Genomic DNA, 22,066 nt, shown 5'->3' with positions numbered 1-22,066 from the left:
GGGTGAAAGAAACGATTGAGTTTGTCCGCTGTGACGTCAAGGATGTCAGAACGTTACAGGCGATTAGCATAGAAACCTTTTCGGAGACGTTTGGTTCCCAAAATGATCCGCAACATCTAGAGGATTATCTCAACCAATCCTATAAACTCGAAAAATTAACAGGGGAGCTTGAACGTTCAGATTCGTTTTTCTATTTTATTAAAAGTGATGAGGAAATTGCCGGCTATTTAAAGCTGAACATCGGAGAAGCTCAAACTGAGCCGACGAAAGGGAAGTCGTTGGAACTCGAACGGATTTATATCCGTTCAGCATATCAGGGGACAGGTCTTGGAAAGCAGTTGCTTGAGAAAACATTCGAGATTGCTCAAGCACAGGGGATGGAGCAAGTCTGGTTAGGGGTGTGGGAAGAAAATCACCGGGCGTTACGCTTTTATCGACGTTTTGGTTTTGTCCAAACCGGAGCACACGCATTCTATATGGGAGAAGATAAACAAATCGATTTGGTCCTGACAAAGACATTGTAAAACGAAACGAACTCATATCAGTCAAAAATAGCAAGCCCTCAAAAACACCTCCCGGATCATGGCATCGGGAGGTTTTAGTATAAGACATAGTATTTATCTGACACTCCCACCACTGAAGCAGTGGGCTTCCTGGCCTTAAATACTGTGAAATAACCGTCAGCTTAGAAGAATCTGTTCCAACTCTTTTTTTTGCCGGAAGTGGTGCCGGGTGTGCATGTCGATCAGTTGATACCATTCCTGCGCATTCAACGAACCGAAACCACCGTGTCTTGTTTTCCGTTGCGGTTCGATGTGATCGAGCCGTTTCGACCAGTCTTCCATCCGTTCAATCAGTTCAAGCAGACGTTCTTTTAAGCGATTCCTTTTGTCCGTATTGTCCGGCGGGGCGTTCATTTCGTCCGGCAGTCTGATTTTGACGGGTGGAAAGGCATTTTGACGGAATAATTCTTCTCCGAACGGTGTTTTACCGTCCGCTGTATCGGTCGTCAGCGAAGCACAGATTTCGACTTCGTCCATATATTCATGGGCGACAAGTAAAATATGATCATACATTTGACCAAGCGACCAGACACCGGGTTGCGAAATGTAATGTAATTCGGTTTCGGTATACCGGTCCAGTTCGTGATGCAGATACAACAGGCAGTCGATTCCCGTCATGTAAATCCCTCCTTCAGCGGATACCCATTTTCTTGACTATAGCATGTCCGGTTGTCGCCTGGACGAAAAAACAGAGCAACAAGGAATCATTCCCCGTTGACCTGTCCGGTTCAAGATGCTTTGATTTCGTCGTCGACCGTCATCGCATACAGCGTTTGTTTGGTCCGTTTAAAGACGATCGGTAACGACACGAGACTAATCAGGAAAAAGCCGAGTGAGCAGACGACATAGGTTGACCGGATTGAAAACGTTTCGGCTAAAAGACCGATCGACAACGTCAGTCCGATGATCAAGATGGATTCCGCGACATTGATGACGCCGGAGAATCGTCCCATGATTGAAACGGGGACATTGTTTTGATAAAACGACAAGAATCCGGTATTCGCGAACGATAACGCAAACGTCAGCAGGAAAAAACCGATTGCCGCGAAACTGAAATCGGTCGCCGTCGCAAAGATGAGATAGCCGACCGGTGTCGCGATGGCTCCGAAGCCGATCAGGAAACGTAAACTGAGCCATTTCGTACACATCGCGTTAATGAGTGAACCGGCAATGATGCCGAGCCCGGCGATACTGACGAGAAAGCCGTATGTACTCTCGGAAAAATCAAGGACCCGGGTCGCGAACGTTGCTTCGAGTGAATCGAGCCCGGACATGAAAATCGTCATCACGCAGAACAGGGCATAAACAAGCGTAATGTAACGGTGTTTGCGTGCATAACGGAACGTTTCTTTCCAGTCGGCGACGATCATGCTGAAACTGAGCCTCTCGGCACCGGAAATCATTGCTTGTTTTTCGATATCCGGCAGGGAAAACAGAATCAGTGCCGACAGACCAAGTACACCGGCATTCAGATAGATGGCGAACGTCGGGGAGCCGACGAGGAACAAGAGACCGGCAATCGTAGGTCCAAGAATGAAGCCGCAGGATTGTATGAAATTTTTTAAGGCATTAAACCGTTGCCGGTTGGTTTTCGAGACGAGTTTCGTCATGTAGATCAGAGAAGCCGATTCAAACAACGAGCTACCGATATTGATGAAGAAAACCAGTGTATACAAGACGAATAACGAGTCGATCCACGGTAAGACGGCAATCAAGATGGCCCGGGACACATCAAGCAGCACCATCAGATTTCGTTTATCGACGCGATCGATGACCGTGCCGGACCAAAAACTTGATAACAGGGCGGCAATCGGGACAAGCATGTAGAGAATCGAGACAGCGAACGCTGAATTCGTCCGTTCGAGGACAATCAGGTTCAGAGCGATAAAATACACCCATGCCCCGAGATTGGAGATGCCGACGCTCGACAACAATAAAGCAGGGTGTTTCCAGGTTCCGTGCATACATCATCATCCCCTAAATGTTTTTTTTGAATATATAGAAATTTATTACAATTGATACTAAGGGACAGTTGAATGGAAAGCAAGAAGAAAATGGAAAAAGCCATCCGGAAGATGGCTGGGGTACATCCATTACGTGAGGAAATAGTCGAGTGTCGCAAACAAACTCGTTAACAGAAAACAAATCAGCAACAGGGCTGACAAAACGACTAGGTCGAGGTGACGGCGGAGGCCGTTCACAAAAATGAAGAACAGGGTCCAGTAGCCGACAAATAAAGTAAGAATGACAGCAAGGACAGGGGCTGCAATCGGTAACGATCCTGCGATATCAGCGCGAAAGGATGGATTCGTGATGGCATAAAAGGAAAAAATGAACGTCGGAAGTGCACCGAGGTAAAGGAGCCATTTGGGGAATTTCATAGAGAACATTACTCCTTTTTTGTATACGGTTAGAATACATCCAGTATAAAGGACAGGAATTGTAAATAAAACGTACAAAATTGTAAGGAAGTGTCATTTTTGATTTGCATGTCTTGTATAATGGATAAGGACAAGTCCTCATCTGTTACGGCTTAAAGAAGACGGACGTTCAAAAATGAGTTCGTAATAGGTTCCGACACCGACACCGGACGTCACGAAATCCGGAGCGATAAGCTGAACGAACCGCCAACCCTTTTCCGCCTGTTGATTGATGACTTCCCGGTAATCTTCTTTTGGATTTCCGGACAATCGTTTGAAGTCAATCCGGATATATTGATATTCATACATACTATCTCCTCCTGAAAGTGCGTTATCATTCCTTACGTCCGGAAAAAGGAAAAGGTTCCCAGGAATCGGTTAGTTTGAGGCTAAAAAAGAATGATAAGGAGAAACTGATGATTCATTTAACAATAAAACCAACCTTAGTAGGAACCACGACCATCCTCCGGCCGTTTGCAGCAAAAGATCTCCCTTTGATCGAACAATGTTTGCGAGATCCGGAAGTCCTTAAACTGACCAGAAGTGAAGCAGATTTTGACCGGGAGACACTTAAAACCTGGTATGGAACGAGACATGACCAGCCGGATCGTCTGGATTTGGCAGTCATCGACAAAGCAACCGGCACGCTGGTCGGAGAGGTCGTCGTCAATGAGTATCAGTCAAGCGACCACAGCATGAACTTCCGGATTCTGATTGGGGAAGCCGGCAGAAACCGCGGGATTGGAACGGAAGCGACCCGGTTGCTGATTGATTACCTGTTCCAACAGACATCGCTTGATCGCTTGACGTTAAGCGTTTTTGACTTTAATCCGCGGGCGCGGCACGTCTATGAAAAATTGGGTTTTCAAGTGTCCGGTGTAGAAGAGGACGATTTCGAAGTTGACGGACGACGAGTCGAGTCGATTCTGATGGTCTTGACGCGGGAACGTTATTTAGAGCAGTGAATGAACAACAGCCCGGTCTTTCTCCTGAACAAGCGGAGAAGCCGGGCTGTTGTTTGATTTGCGTTATTTTTGTTCGGACTTGCGTGCTTCTTCTTCCTCCACCCAGTTAAAACTCAAATCGACCCGTCTGCCAATAAACGAACGTAAAAATAATACGAATGTTACTGCTGGCAAGATCCACCATGCAGAATCGACCGCACCGAAGTATTGGATCACATATATCCACATGAATAGGCTACTGACAAAAAGAATCGTTTCCGAAGTCGTGATGAACTCCCGTTTTGGTTCGTACATTAAGTAAAACCTCCAATAGTATGTAGTTAAGTCCTTGTTTCCGTTGAGGAGTGTGACGCAGCAATACTCTGCTGATCGAGCTGATTGAACAGGATCGCCCGATTTCTTCCTTGCTGTTTCGCCGTATACAAGGCTTCGTCCGCTAGTCCGTTCATGTGCTGGATGTGAATCTGTTTTCCGTGAGCAATTCCGATGGAAGCTGTGACCGTGATGGCAGGAAATCCGTCCAGTTGGAACCGTTCATTCGCAATTCGTTCCCGAATCCGGTTCGCGACTTTGATGACTTTGGACGGAGTCAGGTCATAGACCAGAAGCATGAATTCCTCTCCGCCGATCCGTGCCGTGATATCGTGGGGACGCGTTTCCTCCATTAGGATATTCGCGAACTGTTGCAACACGAGATCCCCGTTTCCATGACCGTATGTATCGTTGACATGTTTAAAGTGGTCGATGTCGAGGGCAAGCACGTTATAAATGCGACCTTCCTGTTCCAGTCCTGCTGTCCTGCTGTCCCAGACCCGTCGGTTATACAGTCCAGTCAGATGATCAAGTTCTGAAGACTGTTTGTACAGTTCGACTTGGCGGTTCAATGTCTGGAAATCAAGCGTCAGCATACTCGACAGGACACCAACGGCAAGACCGATCGTCCAGGTCGCAAGTAACAGACGAATCGAGGCATCGTTAAAGCCCAAATTAATCAGAACGGCGAATGTAATCATCAACAGCGCCCAGACATTGAGGGCGAGATTCTGCCGAAACGGCTGATTCAGGAGTTGGCGATGAATCCAAATCATCCCGGTACTGATGGCAATGATGGCGATAAAGGCAATAAATGCTTGCGGGGTCACACCAAACAAAAACCGGGAACCGGCGATGATCAAGGTGGCAATGACAAGCGGGAAGCGGCTGCCGTAAAAAGCGAGCAGGACGAGCGGCAAATGACGTAAATCCATCCGTAACGACTCATTGACCTGGATGCCCTTGAACATCAGTATTACCCCGAGTAATCCGGTCGCAAGACCAATGATCAGCGACTTAACGGTATAGGATGAGAATCGGGTGGAATGAATGATTTTTGATATCATATAAAACCCGGTAAACGCGATGCAGGCGTTGACGAGCAGCTCGACGATGAATATGATTTTCCACATCCTTGAACGTGATACTTTTACGATACCATTTTGACAAAAGTTGTCAATCTGGAAGGGAGCCGGGCTTTCTATTGTGAAAGGAAACAGAAACGAAGATTGAGTAGTTGTACGAAATCATGTACAATAAAAATAGAGAAAACCACGTAAGGAGGAACTAATGATGTCGATTGTCACATACAGTGATGCCCGGAAAAATTTTAAACAGATTTTAGATCAAGTGCATGATGATAAGGAAGCTGTCATCATTTCACGAAAAAATAACGAAAATGCCGTTTTACTTTCTGAAGAAGAATATAATCGTTTGATGGAGACCATCTATTTAATGCGAAGTCCTCAAAATTCAGTCCGTCTACTGGAGTCAATCGAACAGCTGGAACAAAAAAAGCTGACAGAAAGAACGTTGATTGATGAGTAAAGTCCGTCTACTTTTTACGGATCATGGATGGGAAGATTATCTATATTGGAAACAAGAAGACAGAAAAAAATTGAAGCGGATCAATACACTGATTGAAGACGTAAAACGAAACGGCAATTTGACTGTCATAGGCAAACCGGAAGCATTAAAAGGAAATTTACAAGGCTTTTACAGCCGGCGAATTGACTCGGAACATCGTCTCGTTTACAGGTCGACGAGTGAACAAGTGGAAATCCTTCAATGCCGTTATCATTATTAAACGAAAAACTCCCGAACAAAACGCACCGCTCCAACCGGAACGTGACGTATGTCGGGAGTTTTTCATTCTTCTCTACTGGAATTATACCGCGAATCTGTAGACGAAAACAGACTACTTTTACGTTTCGTTCTGTTCTACACTACAAACAAGATTGTAGTAAAGGATGTGAACAGTAATGACCGGACAAACCAAAGTGCTCGACCAGGGACCGTTTCTGCATGGGACAAAAGCCGTATTACGAGTCGGAGATGAATTACAAATTAATTACCTGTCTAACTATCAGGAAAAACGCTCGAATTATATTTATTTCACCGCAACGCTTGAAGCTGCAAAGTGGGGAGCCGAGCTTGCCAAAGGTGACGAACGGGAACGGATTTATCTCGTCGAACCGCTTGGACCGTTTGAAGATGATCCGAACTTAACGGATCAGCGCTTTCCCGGCAATCCGACACGGTCCTACCGGTCGAAGGAACCGCTTCTCATCGTCGCAGAGCTCGCCGTTTGGGAACGGCACTCGGAAGAGACGATTCTTCAAATGAAGGATTCCTTAGCCCAGTTAACGAAGGAAGAGAAAAATGTCATTTTGGATTAAATAAAAGGAGTGAGGAAATTTGCCGATCACGGTACACGCCGTTAAGCATGATGGAATACTTCATTTTGAATGGCAAACGACCTTGTTGCAGGAAACGCATCAGTATGTCCTGGTCTACGGACAACCGGGACGTTCGCTAGTCCATCAAACACGCCAGAAATCCTTTAGCTGCGCCACACCATCGCTTGAATGTTACGATTTACAGGAAGGGTATACCGTCAATTTGTATCTCGAACCAGACGGTGAACGATATTACTGTAATAACGACAGGCCTTTCCGTTTGACGGGTTTCTGGAAAGTTGGCTGAATCGAGTACGGCACGACAGTAAGACAACTCCACTTCCTTAAAACGACACTGAGTCTGCTTTCAATTAGGGTGTTTCGTTTGACACTCCGCAGCCAGCCGCCGAATTGCAGCAGCCATCGAGGAATTGACCGGCAGAATCTGTTCGAGCCAGTCAAGCAGTGCAAGCGCCGATTCCGGGACGCGGGCGTATCCTTGCAGGACATCGGTGAACCGTTCCTGCGCCTGGGGGAACCGTTGCTCGGCCCGGCGTTCATTGCCGTAGGCGTCGGGATAATAGACGACTTCCGGCTCGATTAAATGCAGAATCGACAACAAGTTTGAAAAAGCATGCTGTTCGACCAGCTGGAGACCGGACAACCGTTCGCCGCGGGCATAGCGGCACAGTCCAACATAGAGATTCGTCAAGGCTTCGTTCAGTGCAAAGTCGAGTGTATCGCGCCGGATCGGTGGAGGTGATTGTTTTGAAACCGTCAAGTCGACGCCCGGAAATGTTGGATCCTGCCAGACAATCCGTCCCGGGGAAAAAGCGATGTCCGGCATCTCATCGAGTTCGAAAATCGCACACTCCCCGTAGATCCCGTCCGCGAACAATAACTTAAACCCGTCGACGGTATTTTGAAAGATAAAGCTGAGCGGATGAACGGATTCCAGCCAGTCGAGCCGGTCGAGGAACCGTTGTTTTTGACCCGGTTTCGTAATGACGAAAAAATCGAGGTCGGAATAGGCATCAAGCCGTTCCAGCTCCCGACCGACGGAACCGAGTCCGAGCAATAACCAGGCGTCATTTGTTTGTTCCAGCTGTTGGCCAATCTGGTCGAGACGTGTGAGCAGGGTCTGTTGGCGTGACATTAGAAAAACTCCTTTTATATGGTGTAAGCGTTCTCTTGTTCAGTCTAGCAAGCTTAAACGGTCCGTCAAGGAAAAATCGTCTAATTCAAGATAAAATAATTACTTAGAACAGGAAAGGGTGATTGATATGGAAGTGCTGATTCTCCTGATAGGCTCATGTCTCTTGAGTGGATTAATGATCTGGACGATTGTCAAAGCTGTCATGTTGTCTTATCGAAAACAACAGCTATCAATCTCAAAAGCAATCTTCGTCATCCTGGGTATGGTCGTCTTCAGCATCCTGCTCGCCGGTGTACTGCCGTATTTGTATTTCAGATTCCTCTAACCGTCAGGCACGATTTTTTCGGAACAGTCGCTTCCGATCAAGTCGTGCCTGTTTGTTGTCTAAAAAAATCCGAACAACCAAGTGATTCGTCCTGTTATTTCTTGATAGAAAGGAGGAAATTCCTCCTGAATCTAAAGGGGGACAAATTTATGCAACCTTACTTACGTGTCGAGCATCAATTGTTACGCGACGGAGCCGCTTTTTCCTCCGTCCATGAAAAAATGGTCTATCTGCTGCTGCAAAGTTATGCCGGACGGGACGGACTCGCGTTCCCGTCGCATCAGACGCTCGCGGACGCCGTTCCGTGCGGCAAGACGACCGTCAAAAACTGTCTCCAGACACTCGTCGAAAAAGGATGGATTGAAAAGGTCGAACGGTTTGACCGGCACGGCGGACAAACGTCAAACGGCTACCGGATCCGGGCGGGGTCCCCGGGTGCTTCCGGACAGGTCCCTAGTCATGAGACGACTTCCGGGGAGACATCTGTCGCCTCCAAAGAAAAAGGGGTTAAAAAACCGTCTTTTAAAAAAGAACCATCATCACCCGGAGTCAAGGAAATCATCACTCATTTTGAGAGGGAAATCGGTCGTGTCACCCCGTCGATTGGCAGGCAACTTGAACGTTTGTTAAAAGAAACGAGTCCGGTTGTCCTGCACCATGCGATCGAACAGGCATCGGCGGCGAACATCCGCAACTTCAACTACATTAAGGTCATCATCGACAGTCTGAAACAGCGGAATTTGTTGACGCAGGAACAGATTGACCGTCATGAACAACACCGCCGTGCATCTTCCCGGAAGCGAACGTCCCGCCTGACAGACCGCGGTCGGTTGCCGGATTGGGTCGAACGGGAACGCCGGCAACAGCAGCAGGCAGAAGCGGAGCAAAAACAACGGCTTGAACAAGCTGTTCCCGATCAAGGGGAACTGGCATTACTGCTCGCAGAACTTATCTGATCAAGGAGGACTTTATGACACCATCACTTGACTGGCTACTCGTACAAGCGAACCGAAAACTGACAAGAGAAATGGATCCGGACGTCGTCGCGATTACCCGCGCCGTCATTACGGAACTGGCGGCAGAAGGACTGCCGATCGGTATTGCACAAGCTTACCGGACAAAACAGGAACAGGATGCCTTGTATGCCAACGGGCGAACCCGTCCGGGAAAAATCGTCACTTATGCGAAAGGGGGAAGATCAAACCATAACTTCGGGGTGGCCGTTGATCTTTTTGTCTATGCGGACGGCGGCAAACGGGCGGATTTTCTCGCACCGCCAGATCCGCGGCTGAAACGGCTCGTCGCCGCGATGAAACGTTATCAGATGCAGTGGGGCGGTGACTGGGGCAATTTTCCCGATTATCCGCATTTTCAATTGTATGATGCGGTCAACGGTCAAGCGAAACCGTTACTCGGACCGCGTTATCCCGGTCGACCGCTATATGCAGGAGCAAAGCGGATGGACCGGACGCTGATCCGGCTGATTCAAAAACGGCTCCGGTTGCCGTTGACCGGTCAATTCGATCGGAAATTAACGCAACTCATTGAGCAGTTTCAACGGCAGCACCGGTTAACGGCAGACGGTGTCATTGGTCCGGTCACGTGGCGTCATCTGTTTGGACTTCAACGATGAAGGAACGTTCAATCGCCCTGATCCGACTGATCGTGCCGCTCTACAGTTTCGTGAATTTGACGTTACTTGCACTCGGCTATACACCGCTGCCGTTTGAGACGAATCAAATCGAAACCGCTTTGACGGCGCTCCTCGGAGCAGGCGGTCTGATGTATGCGTGGTGGAAAAATAACAATATGACCGAGGCGGCGCAACATGCGCAAGTCGTTTTAACGGAATGGAAAAATCATGTCCAGCGAGACGGACAGGAAAAACCAGGATGAATGTGCAACTTGAACTGGTAATTTGTTTGAAATGTGCAGGCAACGGGCAATATTTCGAGTAGAGCGCTAATGGTTTGATCCCAAGATACCGATAATAAGGTAGCGTCCCGTATCGCCAGCATTCCTCAGTTGCTGCCGACGGAAAAGAAAGAGGTCAGACTGAACTTGAAATTATCGACGTTACAATTTTACCTGTTACTCGCATTGTTTTCATTGATGTTTACAAGTATCTGGAGTTACAATGCTTTCCTGAAAGTTGAACAAGAAAACAATCGGATTATGATGGAAGCGATCCCGATTTCGAATGCTGCTTCGCAACTGTTCCCATTGCTGCTCGATCAGGAGTTGACAGTGCGCAGTTATTTGCTTGACCAAAATGATCAGACGTTCCAGCAATTCAAAAATACGAATGCCGAACTGAAAGAGACGATTGCCACATTGAAGATGCTCGATCAACGCCATCCGATTCTCAAGCAATTGCTGGCAGATGAGGCGATTCCACTGATTTTACGAACGGACGGTTTTTATGAACAGCAGATTCAATGGATTCAAAGCAATCAAATCGAACGGGCGACACTGAAACGTTACAGCGGCATGGACTATATCAATCAGTTCCGGCCGATCAATGCAAAAATCAATCAGGACATCGATAAAATCATCCAGGAAGCTACGGACCGTTCCAAACAGGCGTCGGCGTCTGCCAAGTGGGTCATCGTCATCGTCGTCAGTGTCGCTGTCCTGCTGTTGATGGCCTTCCTGCAGACGTTCCGCCTCGAGCGGAGTCAACAGGCGTTGATCCACCGCTCGTTACATGATGCCTTAACCTCGATTCCCAACCGGCGCGCGTTCGACGAGCATCTGGAAGCATGCTTTACGACCGCCCGGGAACAGCAGACGGACGTCGGCTTGATTTTGATTGATGTCGACGAGTTCAAACTGTACAACGATACGTACGGTCACTTGAAAGGCGACTGGTGTCTGCAGAAAGTCGCCGCTACATTAAAAAAACAGGCGGGTGAGTTTGGACTGGTCTCGCGGTACGGAGGAGAAGAATTCGCCGTCATCTTGACGGAGCATGTCGAGCAGATTACGCATGTCGCCGAACGGATCCGCAGTGAAATCCTCCGGTTGAAGATTGAACACAGTGCGTACGAACCGCTTTGCCAGCTCAGTGTCAGTATCGGACTTGCCGTCGTCCGGCCGAGCGAGACGTTGACGGAAGGCGACTTAATCGTCCTGGCCGACCAAGCCCTGTACCGGGCGAAGTCAAGCGGACGCAATCAAATTTCAAGCCATGAGGCCAGCTGATATGCTCTCCCAAAAAAGCTCCGACTCCATTCGAAAATGGAGTCGGAGCTTTTTTTTTCAATCAATAAATAGTCTGTCAGATCATTGCAAAATCACACAATAGGAACGGTCGGAAATCAATGGCGCAGAAATGACGAACACCGTCTTGACGGGTGTACCGCCGACTTTCGCGTCTAATTGATGCAGCTGAGACCGAATCTTTCGACTTAGGACATACCTCGTTTCCGTACTCAATTCATCGACCTCGTCATCATGTACATGTAACAAGAGTTGAAACGGTTCGAGCGAGAAAATGGAAAAGTCGCAGTCGATTCGAGGGTCTTCAAACTGTTCGTTCAGACCATTTTTTATGAAGTACGCTTCTTGTGCTGTAATCATCTCGTTTCGCCTCGCTCTCTTTCAAAAACAGTTCAAAAAATTATAAGCTGTTAGTTAACTATATAGTCTATAATACCCAATTTTTTTGAAAAATATCAGTTTCTGTCCGGAAATGGACCGAATACTGGTGAATTAGGGAATCTTTTAACGAACAATAAAAAAATCACCTGATTCAGCAGTGCCTGGTCTGGAATCAGGCAATGCTGGATCAAATGATCGTCGAGCCGACATGACGCAAAAAGTCTTCGGTCGTTTGCTTAAAAAAGGTTAACTGGTGGACCGGAATCGAGACGTGTCCGCCATAACGGACTTCTAAGTAATGGGGATTGACCGGCGATGGAAACTTGATCCGTGCGAACCACTCGGTCATCGTCTCCTGCTCGCGCCGTTGCATCGATTGCGGAAGCCGGCGGTTAAACAGCAGCATATGTTGGCGAATATCTTCTGCCGGTAATTCATGGTGTGGATAATAAAGCACCTCGACGCGACTTTGCGTTAACAGCAGCGGTTGGAAGCGGGGCGGTCGGATGACTTTGATGTAATAGACGAGCAACAGGACGGATGCAACCATCAGGAAAATGAAGATGAACGGATACGGTGGTGCGACGACTGGAGAATCGAAACCTGTTCGTAAAAATAGCGGGTCTGCCTCTGTTGCGACGGTCTCGGCAATCGGGTCAAAGTTAACGACGAGTGGATCGGACGGAAGCGGAAGATTATGCGTGTCGCCACAGCGTGTCGTACAGGAGCTGGTCGTCCGACTGTCGAAAAGAGAAACGAACGACGTCAGAAAACGAGGAACAACGGACTGGATCGCGAACACGGCCAGTAAAACGCCGGAAAGAAACAAACCGATTTTTAATCGGAACGAAGTTTGCATGAGACCACCTCTTTGATACCGTCAAAACGGTTGATAAACAAGTCTGAACTGAGTATAGCAAATAAGACAGGAAAACGTTCTTATTTTTCAAAAATTAGTCATTATTTCCTGAAAAAAATGGAGGTTACTAGATGAATCGCTTACGCACCAGTTTTCAACAAGCAACGGGACAAATCAGCGGGCACGGGAAACGGAATGTCGGCGTGTTAAAAACAGCATTTGAAGAAACCGCGGACGAGACGGCAAGTGATCAATACGGGACGGGATCCATCATCCAACCGTTCGAAGAAAAGTTTGCCGATGTACTCGGGATGGAGGACGCCGTCTTTTTCCCGAGCGGTACGATGGCGCAACAGGTGGCCTTACGGATTTGGTCGGATGAGACGGATAATCGGATCGTCGCCTATCATCCGCTCTGTCATCTCGAAATTCATGAGCAGGACGGATTAAAGGAACTGCATCCGATTAAAACGATTCTTGTCGGAGAAGCCGACCGGTTGATGACATTCGACGAAATCAAAGCGTTGCCGGAGATTGCCTGTCTGTTGCTCGAATTACCGCAACGGGAAATCGGCGGGGTCGCTCCGGCCTTCAGTGAACTGGAAGCGATCAGCCGGTATTGCCGGGAACAGGGAATCCGTCTGCATCTTGACGGCGCCCGTCTGTTTGAAATAATGCCGTATTACGAGAAGACGGCAGCTGACATCGCCGGTCTGTTCGACAGTGTCTACATTTCATTTTATAAAGGACTCGGCGGAATTGCCGGGGCGATTCTTGCAGGACCGGCAGCGTTTTGTAAGACGGCCCGGATCTGGAAACGGCGGTATGGCGGGGACTTGATCAGCTTGTATCCGTATATCGTTTCGGCCGATTATTATTATGAATTGCGAAAGGACCGGATGGGGCAGTACTATGCGGATGCGAAACAACTGGCGGAACGGTTCAATGCGTTGCCGGGTGTGCATACGACACCGGAAGTCCCGGTCTCGAACATGTTCCACCTGCACTTTGAAGGTCAGGCGGCGGACGTATCCCCGAAACTGGAACAGGTTCAGGAAGAAACGGGACTCGGCTTCGTGGGTTATCTCGTCGACAAAGACGGGAATTGTTCAACAGAAATCAGTGTCGGTGATGCTTACGGGGAGCTGGATCCGGAAACACTCGAAACCGGATTTACCCGGCTTCGGCAAGCCTTTTCTTAAAGTGGTTCTTTGACCGTCGGATGGAGTTGTTGGTAAACGGCGATTTTTTCCGTAATCATCTGTTCCGTCCGGATGAGTTCCGCGAGCTGATTTCGGACGTTTTGCTGGTGTACTTCGAGCAGACGCAGCCGCTCAAGCGACGTGTCGTGCGTTTCGGATGAGGCGAGAAACAGTTCGACATATTCCCGAATCTGATCGATCGGCATATGTGTCGCCCGGAGGCGGAGGACAAAACGGAGCCAGGCCAGCTGGGCTTCATCATAACGTCGGACTCCGCTTGCGGTCCGGGTCGGGAACAACAACCCTTCTTTTTCGTAATAGCGGATTGTATAGGCCGTCGTTTCGGTCAGTTGGCTGATTTCTGAAATCGTATACATCGTGTCAGACCTTTCTTGCTTGACTTAGAGTTCACTCTAACTTGTAGACTTTTACTATACCAAACAGAAATGGGGAATTACAGATGAAATACACGGTCATTACAGGAGCCAGCTCAGGCATCGGATACGAAACAGCGAAAGTACTCGCACAAAAAGGGAAGTCATTGGTCCTCGTTGCCCGCCGGACGGATGAACTGGAAAAATTACGCGACGAAGTCAAAGCCCTGGCACCGGACAGTGACGTCATTCTCCGTTCCGTTGATTTGACGGAATCGGCGAATGTCCATGAACTGTATGATTCCTTACAAGACCTCGACATCGAGACGTGGATCAACAATGCCGGGTTCGGTGACTTCGACAACGTCAAGGATGTGTCAGTCCCGAAAGTAGAAAAGATGCTCCGACTGAACATCGAAGCACTGACCGTCTTAACGAGCCGTTATGTCCATGATTATCATGACGTCGAAGGAGCGACGGTCCTCAACGTCTCGTCCGGAGGCGGCTACCGGATCGTTCCGAACGCGGTCACGTATTGCGCGACGAAGTTTTATGTCAGCGCCTATACGGAAGGACTCGCACAGGAACTGAAAAATGCCGGCGCGAAACTGCGGGCGAAAGTCCTCGCACCGGCTGCGACGGAAACGGAATTCGCCGACCGGTCACGCGGGGAACAAGGATTTGATTACAGCAAAAACGTCGCCAAATATCACACGGCGGCGGAAATGGCGACATTCCTCGACCAACTGCTCGACAGTGACCAAATCGTCGGCATCGTCAATGCGGAAGATTATTCGTTTGAACTGCGCGGACCACTCTTTACGTATGTCGGTGCAAACAACTAAATTCGACAAAAAGCCAGTTTCCGGATAGCGGAAACTGGCTTTTTGTCTGAAGCGGATGAAACGTATATGTAGTTCATCTCAAATCAGCGGCATGACAAACGTCGACGTTAAGCTGACGACTAAAAACAGCGCGTAGCTGAAGAATGTAGTTTTAGGGCTGCCATCCGTCCGGCTTCCGAGAATCGAAAACAGACTGATCGCGCAAATCGTAAGCGTGGACAATAAAAACGATTGATGGGAATCGACTGACGGAATGAGCGACTGGGCGAGATGCGCCAGACCTAGCGGCAAGACGATCAATAAAAAGTAATAGCCGAGCCGTGCTTCCGATGGATGATCCGTCGATTCGTGCTGGGTAACTGTTCGTGTATGCATTCTCATGGCTCTTCACTTCCTTCTGCTTTCAGTATAGAGGACTGACGACGAAATCTTCGTTACAGTCCGATTAGAAGTCGATAACAAGATGAACTAAATATGACGAACAGATGTCGGGAACATGTAAGACTGTAAAATATGGAAAGATTTCTGTCTGAATTATGTAAAAAAGTGTAAACTGAGAAGAGAGAAAATGACGGTGAAATCCGTCTGGAGAGGAGACGTTGGCATGAACCGGCTGTTTCGTTATTTTTATGTGTCCGACCTGATTGCTGTCGTTGGCGCCAGTATCTCCTATATTGCGATTTACTGGACATGTGCCCAGCTGTTGTCGCCGGCAGCCGTCTCGTTAGTGATCGGCGCCGTGTTTGTGATTCGTTTCATCAGTTCGAGTCTGGTCGGACCGTGGATTGATCGGATTGAACCGGTCCGCCTGCTGAAAGCGACCGTCCTGATCCGTTGCTTCCTGCTTGTTGCCGTCTGGTATATCCTGACGCAGACGGATGCACAGCTTGTGCCGTTATTGTCTTTGCTCGCCGTCCAGACGTTCCTGCAAGTCATCGGCGGCAATACCGCGTTTAAAGTCGTCACCCGGATTGGCGCGTCCGAACAGCTGCCGGTCGCTAATGCTTACTTGAGTACGCTCGACCGGGTCGGAACGCTTGCCGGCTTACTGGCAGGTGGGCTGTTGATCACCGGATTTTCAATTACAGTGATTTTAGGGATGGAGGCTGTTTTGCACCTGCTTGCCTGGTTCCTGTTGTTCCCGTTACGGTCCGGGGAGGAAGCGGCGGACAAACCGAAACTGACCTATTGGGTGGATTTACGGGAAGGGTTGACGTATCTCACCCGTGACACCCGCTTAATCCGGATTTTAGTCTTCGGGATTCTCGCGAACTGGATGATTACACCGGTCAACGCGTTACTCGCGCCGTTTGCGAAAGACGTCATCCAGGGCGGGGCGAATACGTTTTCGCTGCTCGAACTGGCACTTGTCATCGGCGGAATCGGCATGTCGCTCATCTATGCCAAACTTGCGGACCGGCTCGACCTGATGCAGATGTTTTACCTGTCGATGGCGTTACAGGGAGGATTCACGTTGCTGATCGGACTGACGACGACGTTGCCGTTTGCGTTCAGCGGCATGTTATTGCTCGGGATGGCGCTCAGTCTGTTCGGAATCCCGTTCTCGACGTTACTGCAACAGACGACACCGGACGCCCTGCTCGGACGGATCCGTTCGGCGATGGTCGCCGCTTCAACCTTCAGTTCAGCGCTGTTTTTCGGATTATCGGCATATTTGACGACCGTATTTGCAATCGACACCGTGTTTCTATTCTTTTCCGGAAGCGGTCTGCTCATCCTGCTGCTCCTACGACTTCAGCGTAAATCACCGGCTGTGGAAGTGCGACGGGATGAGGTCGGATGACAAATCGGCCTTCAGGCGGAGGGCAGGAGAAACGGGAGGCGTTATACTTAAAAAAACGCTTACAGAGGAGAATGTGCAGGATGGATGGAATGACGATGCTTGCCTTGATGTTTTTGATTCCAATTGGTGGAATGACGGTCATGTTGAATGTTTTGTGGCGCCGGATTACACCGGAGCTCGAAAAGTAAGCCTGTACATACAACCGGTTCGAACGGAACCGCGCTAAAAGTAAACGACGCTGCCCGCAAGAACGGGCAGCGTCGTTTTTTTCTGACTAGACTAAAGGAAAGTTACGAAACGGCAGTCGGTGCTTCGAGCGCGAGACTTGGTCCGAAGACTTCAAAATGCAGCTTGTCCGGCTGACCGCTCCAGTGGCGGCGGACGAACTGAATCATCGCTTCCGGTCCGCAGACGAATGCGTCCGCTGTCCGGTTGATCTGCGTTACATCGTCAATCGACAAGCGTCCCGGTGTCGTGCCCGGCAACGCATTTCGTTCTGCAAAACGGAGGATTGTTGCGCCTTGTTCTTCAAATCGTGCCAATTGTTCGGCGAACGGCCGGTCAAGGTCGTCCTGGACGGCAACGTATAACGTCGTGTCGCGACCTGCCGCAAGCGCTGCTTCAGTCATTGCGAGCAGTGGCGTCAAACCGATACCGCCGGCGAGACCGACGAATGGAGTAGGCGCGTCCGGTAACGTGAACGAACCGGCCGGCGCGCTGAGCAACACGCTGTCGCCGACGGACAAACCGTGCATTTGGTTCGAGACGGACCCGTCCTGTTTGACACCGATCGTATATGACGTGCCGTTTGCGACCGTCGTTAAACTGTACTGACGGTTTTGCCAAAGACCATCCGGTGCCTGGAGGCGGACCGTAACGTATTGACCGGTTTGATACGGTGCGAGCTGTCGTCCGTCAGCCGGACGTAACGTAAACGATTGGATGTCGCTTGACTGTCGTGTGATCTGTTCGATGACGAACGGCTGATAGCCTTCAAAGGCAGTCGCTTGTTCATCCTGCTGATAGAGCTCCGCTTCGAGCGAAATGAACAGCTTGGCGATTTCCCCGTAGCCAATCGTCCAGGCTTCGATGATCTCCGGTGTCGCCGCGTCTCCGAGGACATCCTGGATTGCCCCGATCAGTTCCGTTCCGACGATGTCATACATGAAAGGTTTGATTTGCAGACTGCGGTGCTTATGGAGGACCGGCAATAACGTCGGTTTGAGCGTTTCGAGCTGATCAATGTAAGCAGCTGCCGCATAGACCGCTGTCGCTAAAGCTTGCGACTGGCGGTCACTTTTTTGATTCGATTGATTAAAGATATGTTTCATTTCCGGATGATTTTCAAACAGTCGTTGATAGAAGACACGTGTAATGCTGTGACCGTGTTCAGCGAGCACCGGGACGGTTGATTTGATGATGGCGATTGTCGATGACGTTAACATAAAGACACTTCCTTTTCGGATAATGGATGTCAGATCAGGTTCGATTTCAGTATCCGTCAAGACTTGTTTTAATGCAATAGATGAAATACTAGATTTAAAATAGTACGTGATATTTGTCACAAGTATGCCATCAATTCGTCAAGCAACCGACAAAAAACCTCCGAGGAAGGTCGGAGGTCAAGAGGAAATCCACAGTTTTGAGAAGTCCAAATAGCCGAACGAATCAATCGTAATATTTTGCAGCTCAATCGGAAACGGAATGATCCGCGTATCATCATACAGCGGAATAAAGTAGGACGAGTCGATCAAATGCCGTTCGACCGCCTGGTGCAGAACTATCCAATCTTCGAACGGGGTTTCATCATATTGGGTCAGCCAGGTCTCCATGTCCGGCATCCGGTGAAACAGCTTCGCAGGCGGTGAAAAATCATTCGTCAAAAACTGATGGAAGGCGACCGGTAAGTTCCGTTCGAATACTTCCGCATGGACGGCGAGGTCGATCGTCTCAAAGGCATGGAAATTGGTGATACTCTCCTTAAAGCCGACCGGTACAAACTCATAAGGAATACCGTGCGCATCGAGCGTCTCGCATAACCAGCGGGTCACCTTATCCGTAAAGTCGGTCAATTTTATCCGGAGCGGTTGCGTAAACGTAACGGCAGGACCATCCGGAAGCGGGTGGACAGAGCTGAACTGTTCGAGGAACCCGCGGTCGTTCGGAAAACTCCGTTCACTGACCGACTGAATCGACGGACGGATCGCGGCAATCAACCGGTGAAGGTAGTGCCGGGCTTCCGGGTGCTCGAACGGGCCGCCGGGACGCGGATTCAAAAAGACGAGGCCGAAACCGGACTGGGTCGAAATCGTATCCGTTTCACCGGAGTCCGACCGTGATGTCCGGTAGACGGGATCATAGGCATCGGGCATCTGAATGAACTCAATCCGGTCGAGCAGGGCGCGGATGCCGTAATAATTCGGGAAGGCAGATAACACCGTCTTTTTCGGATCGTTTCGGGTCAGCTGGAACGGTCCTGTTCCGACGTTGTCCTTGCCGATGCTCGTATGAATCGTCGCCAGTTTCGGTAACAGCGAATGCCGCCGTTGATCGAGTGTCAAATCGACCTGATAAGGACCGTTCGACTGAATATGTAAGACGTGCCGATATGACTTGGCATAGGCCGGATAAGCGACCAGTTTGCGGAGACTTTTCGTGACGTCCTTACTCGTTAAGAGTGATCCGTCATGGAAGCGGACGTCTTTTCGTAAATAGAGCGATAAGGTAGAGCCGTTCCAGGCGTAATGGTGGGCCAGTTCCCCTTGCAGTTTACCGTCGGCGTCAATTGCGAACAGCCGACTGAAGACGTTTTGAACAAGGTGGGCACTGTGGATATCGGCGGCTTCGAGCGGATCGGTCGTCAAAAAGGGGCGCCTTCGCGGAATCAGTAACGCATCCGAGGACTCTTGTGTATAGCCGAACTTTTGCTCAAGCTTTCGCATGAAGCGTCCCGTCTGCGCCGGTGACCAGTCCCAGCTCAGTTCTTCCGTCACGGCATCGACCGACTCGCGTTCAATCCGTTCGAGCATCTGTTTCGCATATTCGCGTTCGACATGACGGAGCCAGACAAGTACCGTCAGATGCCCGCGGCCCCGACCGCTTGTATAGTCGAGCCAACCGTCTTCCTGCCAGCGGTTCAAATACCGTTTCGTTTGTTTGGGACTTAAATGGATCGTGTCGGCGAGTTCGGCAATCGAGTACGATCCTTCCCGGCAGGATTTCCATAACGTGAACAGATAAGCGTCCATCTCATTCCTCCGTTCTAAAAGGGGACATCTTTTCTTGACGATGTCCATTTTTTAGTCACTGTGTCTTGTTTATCATACAGGTAGAGAATGGAAGGTGACAATATGAAATGGAAAGAAATGCCTCGGCCAATTAAAGTCAGATTGGTCACATCGTTTATCAACCGGACGATTTCGTTCGCCATCATGCCGTTTATGGCCCTGTTATTTGTTCAGGCGTACAGCAAAGTATTTGCCGGGATCTTTTTAATCGGGACAGTGATTATCAGCTTCCTAATCGGCTTGATTGGTGGTTACCTCGCGGATCGCTTTCCGCGCAAACGCCTGCTCGTCCTGTCGACGACGGCGACCGGATTAATGTTTTTAGTCATGACGATCAGTCTCGCCGCCAATCAAATGCTGCTCTTTACGATTGCCTATGCCGTATTTACCGTGACGAGCAACATTGGACGGCCGGCGATGAGTGCAATCATCATCGACGCAACGACACCGGAAAACCGGCGGGCCGTTTATGCGATCGACTACTGGTTGATCAATCTGTCGATTGCCCTCGGGACGGCGCTCGGCGGGTGGCTTTACGTCAGCAACCGGCTATTTTTGTTCAGCCTGCTGACGTGTACATCGCTGTTACTGCCGGTCGCCTATCATTTCCTGCTCGACGAGTCGAAACACGTCTGGCAGAAACAACCGCTCCTGAATGTGTTCCGGGATCTCGGGAAAAGTTATCAGATTGCCTGGCGTGACCGGCCGTTTGTCAAGGTTGTCTTCGGTTCGATGTGTATTCTCGCCGCCGAGTTTTCGATGGGCAGTTATGTCGCCGTCCGATTAGCGGACGAATTTGATACGGTGACAATCGGCGATCTGAGTGTCAATGGTGTCCGGATGCTCAGTCTGATCAATATCGAAAATACGATTCTTGTCGTCTGTCTGACGTTTTTCATCCAGCGTTTGTCCAACCGCTTTACAAATAAGCAGGCGCTCGTCGGCGGACTGGCCCTTTACATCATCGGTTACGCGACGGTGACGAGTGCGAATTCATTGACGCTGTTACTGACGTTCATTTTCATCGCGACGATGGGGGAGCTGCTCTATTCACCGACACTGAACGCGGAAAAAGCAAATATGATGCCGGCCGACCAACGCGGCGCCTACTCGGCCTTTGCCGGCACGTCTCACGCCGGAGCCGATTTATTGTCGCGGTCGACGCTCATCCTCGGAGCGGTCCTTGCGCCGTTCATGATGAGTGTCTACATCGGACTGATCGTCTGTCTCGGCCTCGGACTGGTTTACCTTGGCTTGTTCCGAAAAGAAAAAATCGCTGAAAAAAAGCAGGCTTCATAAAAGCGAAAGGGGATAGAAAAGTGGAAATCATTGAAACAGAACGGCACCGGTTACGGCGCTGGCAGAAAAGTGACGCCGACAGTCTTTATGCCTATGCGAAGGATCCGCGTGTCGGACCAACGCCGGCTGGGCACCGCATGCGTCGCTCGCTGAAAGTCAGGACGTCATCAACATCTTTCAAGAGGTGAACGACGGCTATGCAATCGTCGACAAGGCGACGGGACGGGTCATCGGCAGCTTCGGTTTTCATGACCGGCGTCCGGTCAAGGAACTGGCCGACTTGAAGCAGGTCGAGTTCGGATTTGTCCTTCATCCCGACTACTGGGGGCAGGGACGGATGCCGGAAATCGTCCGGACCGCCCTCGCAGTGGCATTTGAGACGATGAAAGTCGATCTTGTCTGGTGTGCGCATTTTGACTTTAACAGTCCGTCACGCCGGGTCGTCGAAAAACTGGGATTTGAACATGTGTTGGACCGACCGTTCGTCATGGAACGGATTGACGGGCGGACCGTGACGAGCCGGCTGTACCGCTGGACACGGGAACGGTATGAAGCACAGTCGAGCAGCATCACATAAAACAGTAACAGACGTCCTTCTCGAAAGAGGGACGTCTTGTTTTTGGAAAAAATCGTTGGAAAGGAAGCAGGCGTCC

29 protein-coding genes are annotated in these 22,066 nt (G+C 49.6%); 16 read left to right on the top strand and 13 right to left on the bottom strand.

The features are described 5' to 3' along the window. Window positions 1-2 precede the first annotated feature (2 nt). Entirely contained in the window at window positions 3-524 is a 522-nt protein-coding gene (locus KNP93_RS09755; protein WP_371819906.1) for a GNAT family N-acetyltransferase, read from the top strand. Between the two features lie 156 nt (window positions 525-680). Here KNP93_RS09755 and KNP93_RS09750 read toward each other — a convergent pair whose 3' ends face one another. The 4 genes from KNP93_RS09750 to KNP93_RS09735 form a co-directional block, all read right to left on the bottom strand. Further along, window positions 681-1,181 carry a DinB family protein gene (locus KNP93_RS09750; RefSeq protein WP_214854959.1) on the bottom strand — a complete coding sequence of 167 codons (501 nt, stop codon included), beginning with the start codon at window positions 1,179-1,181 and terminating at the stop codon, window positions 681-683. Window positions 1,182-1,291: 110 nt separating this feature from the next. Next, window positions 1,292-2,527 (bottom strand): MFS transporter, encoded by a 1,236-nt coding sequence (locus KNP93_RS09745; protein WP_214854956.1) that lies wholly within the window; start codon window positions 2,525-2,527, stop codon window positions 1,292-1,294. 129 nt (window positions 2,528-2,656) lie between these two features. Next, on the bottom strand, window positions 2,657-2,944 hold the full coding sequence (locus KNP93_RS09740) for a hypothetical protein (protein WP_214854954.1): 288 nt from the start codon (window positions 2,942-2,944) through the stop codon (window positions 2,657-2,659). Window positions 2,945-3,082: 138 nt separating this feature from the next. Then, window positions 3,083-3,292 (bottom strand): DUF4177 domain-containing protein, encoded by a 210-nt coding sequence (locus KNP93_RS09735; protein WP_214854951.1) that lies wholly within the window; start codon window positions 3,290-3,292, stop codon window positions 3,083-3,085. 107 nt (window positions 3,293-3,399) lie between these two features. On the opposite strand from KNP93_RS09735, the gene KNP93_RS09730 reads away from it, so the two are divergent. Beyond that, a complete protein-coding gene (locus KNP93_RS09730; RefSeq protein ID WP_251138749.1) occupies window positions 3,400-3,948 on the top strand; it encodes a GNAT family N-acetyltransferase in 549 nt (182 codons plus the stop codon). Window positions 3,949-4,011: 63 nt separating this feature from the next. On the opposite strand, the gene KNP93_RS09725 is transcribed toward KNP93_RS09730, so the two are convergent. Next, on the bottom strand, window positions 4,012-4,242 hold the full coding sequence (locus tag KNP93_RS09725) for a hypothetical protein (RefSeq protein WP_214854947.1): 231 nt from the start codon (window positions 4,240-4,242) through the stop codon (window positions 4,012-4,014). A gap of 26 nt (window positions 4,243-4,268) precedes the next feature. Beyond that, a complete protein-coding gene (locus tag KNP93_RS09720) occupies window positions 4,269-5,393 on the bottom strand; it encodes a diguanylate cyclase (protein WP_214854945.1) in 1,125 nt (374 codons plus the stop codon). Window positions 5,394-5,553: 160 nt separating this feature from the next. On the opposite strand from KNP93_RS09720, the gene KNP93_RS09715 reads away from it, so the two are divergent. The 4 genes from KNP93_RS09715 (at window position 5,554) to KNP93_RS09700 (ending at window position 6,966) form a co-directional block, all read left to right on the top strand. Beyond that, entirely contained in the window at window positions 5,554-5,808 is a 255-nt protein-coding gene (locus KNP93_RS09715) for a type II toxin-antitoxin system Phd/YefM family antitoxin (RefSeq protein ID WP_114595958.1), read from the top strand. Next, entirely contained in the window at window positions 5,801-6,067 is a 267-nt protein-coding gene (locus KNP93_RS09710) for a Txe/YoeB family addiction module toxin (RefSeq protein WP_214854935.1), read from the top strand. The genes KNP93_RS09715 and KNP93_RS09710 overlap by 8 nt, the downstream gene beginning before the upstream one ends. 175 nt (window positions 6,068-6,242) lie before the next feature. After that, entirely contained in the window at window positions 6,243-6,659 is a 417-nt protein-coding gene (arr, locus tag KNP93_RS09705) for an NAD(+)--rifampin ADP-ribosyltransferase (RefSeq protein WP_214854934.1), read from the top strand. Window positions 6,660-6,678: 19 nt separating this feature from the next. After that, window positions 6,679-6,966: a hypothetical protein gene (locus tag KNP93_RS09700; protein ID WP_214854925.1), complete on the top strand. Its 288-nt coding sequence runs from the start codon at window positions 6,679-6,681 to the stop codon at window positions 6,964-6,966. 60 nt (window positions 6,967-7,026) lie between these two features. Here the strand turns inward: KNP93_RS09700 and KNP93_RS09695 are convergent, their stop codons facing one another. Continuing rightward, entirely contained in the window at window positions 7,027-7,815 is a 789-nt protein-coding gene (locus KNP93_RS09695) for a hypothetical protein (protein ID WP_214854923.1), read from the bottom strand. 127 nt (window positions 7,816-7,942) lie between these two features. On the opposite strand from KNP93_RS09695, the gene KNP93_RS09690 reads away from it, so the two are divergent. From KNP93_RS09690 to KNP93_RS09670, 5 genes are all read left to right on the top strand, one after another. Further along, window positions 7,943-8,140: a hypothetical protein gene (locus KNP93_RS09690; RefSeq protein WP_131504048.1), complete on the top strand. Its 198-nt coding sequence runs from the start codon at window positions 7,943-7,945 to the stop codon at window positions 8,138-8,140. A gap of 149 nt (window positions 8,141-8,289) precedes the next feature. Further along, window positions 8,290-9,096, top strand: a complete 807-nt coding sequence (locus tag KNP93_RS09685; protein WP_214854921.1) for a helix-turn-helix domain-containing protein — start codon at window positions 8,290-8,292, stop codon at window positions 9,094-9,096. A gap of 14 nt (window positions 9,097-9,110) precedes the next feature. Continuing rightward, on the top strand, window positions 9,111-9,773 hold the full coding sequence (locus KNP93_RS09680) for a M15 family metallopeptidase (RefSeq protein WP_214854918.1): 663 nt from the start codon (window positions 9,111-9,113) through the stop codon (window positions 9,771-9,773). Beyond that, the gene (locus tag KNP93_RS09675) at window positions 9,770-10,036 is read left to right on the top strand and encodes a phage holin (protein WP_131504051.1); all 267 of its coding nucleotides are present in this window, start codon (window positions 9,770-9,772) and stop codon (window positions 10,034-10,036) included. Before KNP93_RS09680 ends, KNP93_RS09675 begins: the two co-directional genes overlap by 4 nt. A 165-nt stretch (window positions 10,037-10,201) precedes the next feature. After that, window positions 10,202-11,344: a GGDEF domain-containing protein gene (locus tag KNP93_RS09670; RefSeq protein ID WP_131504052.1), complete on the top strand. Its 1,143-nt coding sequence runs from the start codon at window positions 10,202-10,204 to the stop codon at window positions 11,342-11,344. An 81-nt stretch (window positions 11,345-11,425) separates the two neighbouring features. Here KNP93_RS09670 and KNP93_RS09665 read toward each other — a convergent pair whose 3' ends face one another. Together KNP93_RS09665 and KNP93_RS09660 are read right to left on the bottom strand one after the other, a co-directional pair. Continuing rightward, window positions 11,426-11,722 (bottom strand): hypothetical protein, encoded by a 297-nt coding sequence (locus tag KNP93_RS09665; protein WP_114595950.1) that lies wholly within the window; start codon window positions 11,720-11,722, stop codon window positions 11,426-11,428. Between the two features lie 208 nt (window positions 11,723-11,930). Beyond that, the gene (locus KNP93_RS09660) at window positions 11,931-12,602 is read right to left on the bottom strand and encodes a hypothetical protein (protein WP_214854915.1); all 672 of its coding nucleotides are present in this window, start codon (window positions 12,600-12,602) and stop codon (window positions 11,931-11,933) included. A 131-nt stretch (window positions 12,603-12,733) separates the two neighbouring features. Between KNP93_RS09660 and KNP93_RS09655 the strand changes: the two genes are divergently transcribed. Further along, window positions 12,734-13,804, top strand: a complete 1,071-nt coding sequence (locus tag KNP93_RS09655) for a threonine aldolase family protein (RefSeq protein ID WP_214854913.1) — start codon at window positions 12,734-12,736, stop codon at window positions 13,802-13,804. Here KNP93_RS09655 and KNP93_RS09650 read toward each other — a convergent pair. Then, a complete protein-coding gene (locus tag KNP93_RS09650) occupies window positions 13,801-14,181 on the bottom strand; it encodes a MerR family transcriptional regulator (protein ID WP_131504055.1) in 381 nt (126 codons plus the stop codon). The genes KNP93_RS09655 and KNP93_RS09650 overlap by 4 nt on opposite strands. An 83-nt stretch (window positions 14,182-14,264) precedes the next feature. Between KNP93_RS09650 and KNP93_RS09645 the strand changes: the two genes are divergently transcribed. Then, on the top strand, window positions 14,265-15,023 hold the full coding sequence (locus tag KNP93_RS09645; protein ID WP_131504056.1) for an SDR family NAD(P)-dependent oxidoreductase: 759 nt from the start codon (window positions 14,265-14,267) through the stop codon (window positions 15,021-15,023). 78 nt (window positions 15,024-15,101) lie between these two features. Here KNP93_RS09645 and KNP93_RS09640 read toward each other — a convergent pair whose 3' ends face one another. Further along, window positions 15,102-15,398, bottom strand: a complete 297-nt coding sequence (locus KNP93_RS09640) for a hypothetical protein (protein WP_251138748.1) — start codon at window positions 15,396-15,398, stop codon at window positions 15,102-15,104. Window positions 15,399-15,627: 229 nt separating this feature from the next. Here KNP93_RS09640 and KNP93_RS09635 point away from each other — a divergent pair, with 229 nt between their 5' ends. Next, window positions 15,628-16,827, top strand: a complete 1,200-nt coding sequence (locus KNP93_RS09635) for an MFS transporter (protein ID WP_214854901.1) — start codon at window positions 15,628-15,630, stop codon at window positions 16,825-16,827. Between the two features lie 290 nt (window positions 16,828-17,117). Here KNP93_RS09635 and KNP93_RS09630 read toward each other — a convergent pair whose 3' ends face one another. Then, window positions 17,118-18,272 (bottom strand): globin domain-containing protein, encoded by a 1,155-nt coding sequence (locus tag KNP93_RS09630; RefSeq protein WP_214854899.1) that lies wholly within the window; start codon window positions 18,270-18,272, stop codon window positions 17,118-17,120. 177 nt (window positions 18,273-18,449) lie between these two features. Beyond that, a complete protein-coding gene (locus KNP93_RS09625; protein WP_131972833.1) occupies window positions 18,450-20,075 on the bottom strand; it encodes an ABC transporter substrate-binding protein in 1,626 nt (541 codons plus the stop codon). A gap of 102 nt (window positions 20,076-20,177) precedes the next feature. Here KNP93_RS09625 and KNP93_RS09620 point away from each other — a divergent pair, with 102 nt between their 5' ends. Beyond that, window positions 20,178-21,413 carry an MDR family MFS transporter gene (locus KNP93_RS09620; RefSeq protein ID WP_214854897.1) on the top strand — a complete coding sequence of 412 codons (1,236 nt, stop codon included), beginning with the start codon at window positions 20,178-20,180 and terminating at the stop codon, window positions 21,411-21,413. Between the two features lie 184 nt (window positions 21,414-21,597). Continuing rightward, window positions 21,598-21,990: a GNAT family N-acetyltransferase gene (locus KNP93_RS09615; RefSeq protein WP_188004252.1), complete on the top strand. Its 393-nt coding sequence runs from the start codon at window positions 21,598-21,600 to the stop codon at window positions 21,988-21,990. The last annotated feature ends 76 nt before the right edge of the window (window positions 21,991-22,066 follow it).

The organism is Exiguobacterium sp. s166 (assembly GCF_018618855.1).
In the GTDB taxonomy this organism is placed as follows: Bacteria; Bacillota; Bacilli; order Exiguobacteriales; family Exiguobacteriaceae; genus Exiguobacterium_A.
This window is presented reverse-complemented; position numbering and strand designations above follow the sequence as displayed.

Excerpts from the sequence above, each read along its gene's own strand:
- KNP93_RS09675 (WP_131504051.1), top strand. The coding sequence starts at position 9,770 with ATGAAGGAACGTTCAATCGCCCTGATCCGACTGATCGTGCCGCTCTAC.
- KNP93_RS09695 (WP_214854923.1), bottom strand. The coding sequence starts at position 7,815 with ATGTCACGCCAACAGACCCTGCTCACACGTCTCGACCAGATTGGCCAA.
- KNP93_RS09625 (WP_131972833.1), bottom strand. The coding sequence starts at position 20,075 with ATGGACGCTTATCTGTTCACGTTATGGAAATCCTGCCGGGAAGGATCG.
- KNP93_RS09685 (WP_214854921.1), top strand. The coding sequence starts at position 8,290 with ATGCAACCTTACTTACGTGTCGAGCATCAATTGTTACGCGACGGAGCC.
- KNP93_RS09650 (WP_131504055.1), bottom strand. The coding sequence starts at position 14,181 with ATGTATACGATTTCAGAAATCAGCCAACTGACCGAAACGACGGCCTAT.
- KNP93_RS09720 (WP_214854945.1), bottom strand. The coding sequence starts at position 5,393 with ATGTGGAAAATCATATTCATCGTCGAGCTGCTCGTCAACGCCTGCATC.
- KNP93_RS09690 (WP_131504048.1), top strand. The coding sequence starts at position 7,943 with ATGGAAGTGCTGATTCTCCTGATAGGCTCATGTCTCTTGAGTGGATTA.
- arr (WP_214854934.1), top strand. The coding sequence starts at position 6,243 with ATGACCGGACAAACCAAAGTGCTCGACCAGGGACCGTTTCTGCATGGG.
- KNP93_RS09715 (WP_114595958.1), top strand. The coding sequence starts at position 5,554 with ATGTCGATTGTCACATACAGTGATGCCCGGAAAAATTTTAAACAGATT.
- KNP93_RS09635 (WP_214854901.1), top strand. The coding sequence starts at position 15,628 with ATGAACCGGCTGTTTCGTTATTTTTATGTGTCCGACCTGATTGCTGTC.
- KNP93_RS09725 (WP_214854947.1), bottom strand. The coding sequence starts at position 4,242 with ATGTACGAACCAAAACGGGAGTTCATCACGACTTCGGAAACGATTCTT.
- KNP93_RS09750 (WP_214854959.1), bottom strand. The coding sequence starts at position 1,181 with ATGACGGGAATCGACTGCCTGTTGTATCTGCATCACGAACTGGACCGG.
- KNP93_RS09655 (WP_214854913.1), top strand. The coding sequence starts at position 12,734 with ATGAATCGCTTACGCACCAGTTTTCAACAAGCAACGGGACAAATCAGC.
- KNP93_RS09730 (WP_251138749.1), top strand. The coding sequence starts at position 3,400 with ATGATTCATTTAACAATAAAACCAACCTTAGTAGGAACCACGACCATC.
- KNP93_RS09680 (WP_214854918.1), top strand. The coding sequence starts at position 9,111 with ATGACACCATCACTTGACTGGCTACTCGTACAAGCGAACCGAAAACTG.
- KNP93_RS09740 (WP_214854954.1), bottom strand. The coding sequence starts at position 2,944 with ATGAAATTCCCCAAATGGCTCCTTTACCTCGGTGCACTTCCGACGTTC.
- KNP93_RS09620 (WP_214854897.1), top strand. The coding sequence starts at position 20,178 with ATGAAATGGAAAGAAATGCCTCGGCCAATTAAAGTCAGATTGGTCACA.
- KNP93_RS09735 (WP_214854951.1), bottom strand. The coding sequence starts at position 3,292 with ATGTATGAATATCAATATATCCGGATTGACTTCAAACGATTGTCCGGA.
- KNP93_RS09710 (WP_214854935.1), top strand. The coding sequence starts at position 5,801 with ATGAGTAAAGTCCGTCTACTTTTTACGGATCATGGATGGGAAGATTAT.
- KNP93_RS09645 (WP_131504056.1), top strand. The coding sequence starts at position 14,265 with ATGAAATACACGGTCATTACAGGAGCCAGCTCAGGCATCGGATACGAA.
- KNP93_RS09745 (WP_214854956.1), bottom strand. The coding sequence starts at position 2,527 with ATGCACGGAACCTGGAAACACCCTGCTTTATTGTTGTCGAGCGTCGGC.
- KNP93_RS09660 (WP_214854915.1), bottom strand. The coding sequence starts at position 12,602 with ATGCAAACTTCGTTCCGATTAAAAATCGGTTTGTTTCTTTCCGGCGTT.
- KNP93_RS09640 (WP_251138748.1), bottom strand. The coding sequence starts at position 15,398 with ATGCATACACGAACAGTTACCCAGCACGAATCGACGGATCATCCATCG.
- KNP93_RS09665 (WP_114595950.1), bottom strand. The coding sequence starts at position 11,722 with ATGATTACAGCACAAGAAGCGTACTTCATAAAAAATGGTCTGAACGAA.
- KNP93_RS09630 (WP_214854899.1), bottom strand. The coding sequence starts at position 18,272 with ATGTTAACGTCATCGACAATCGCCATCATCAAATCAACCGTCCCGGTG.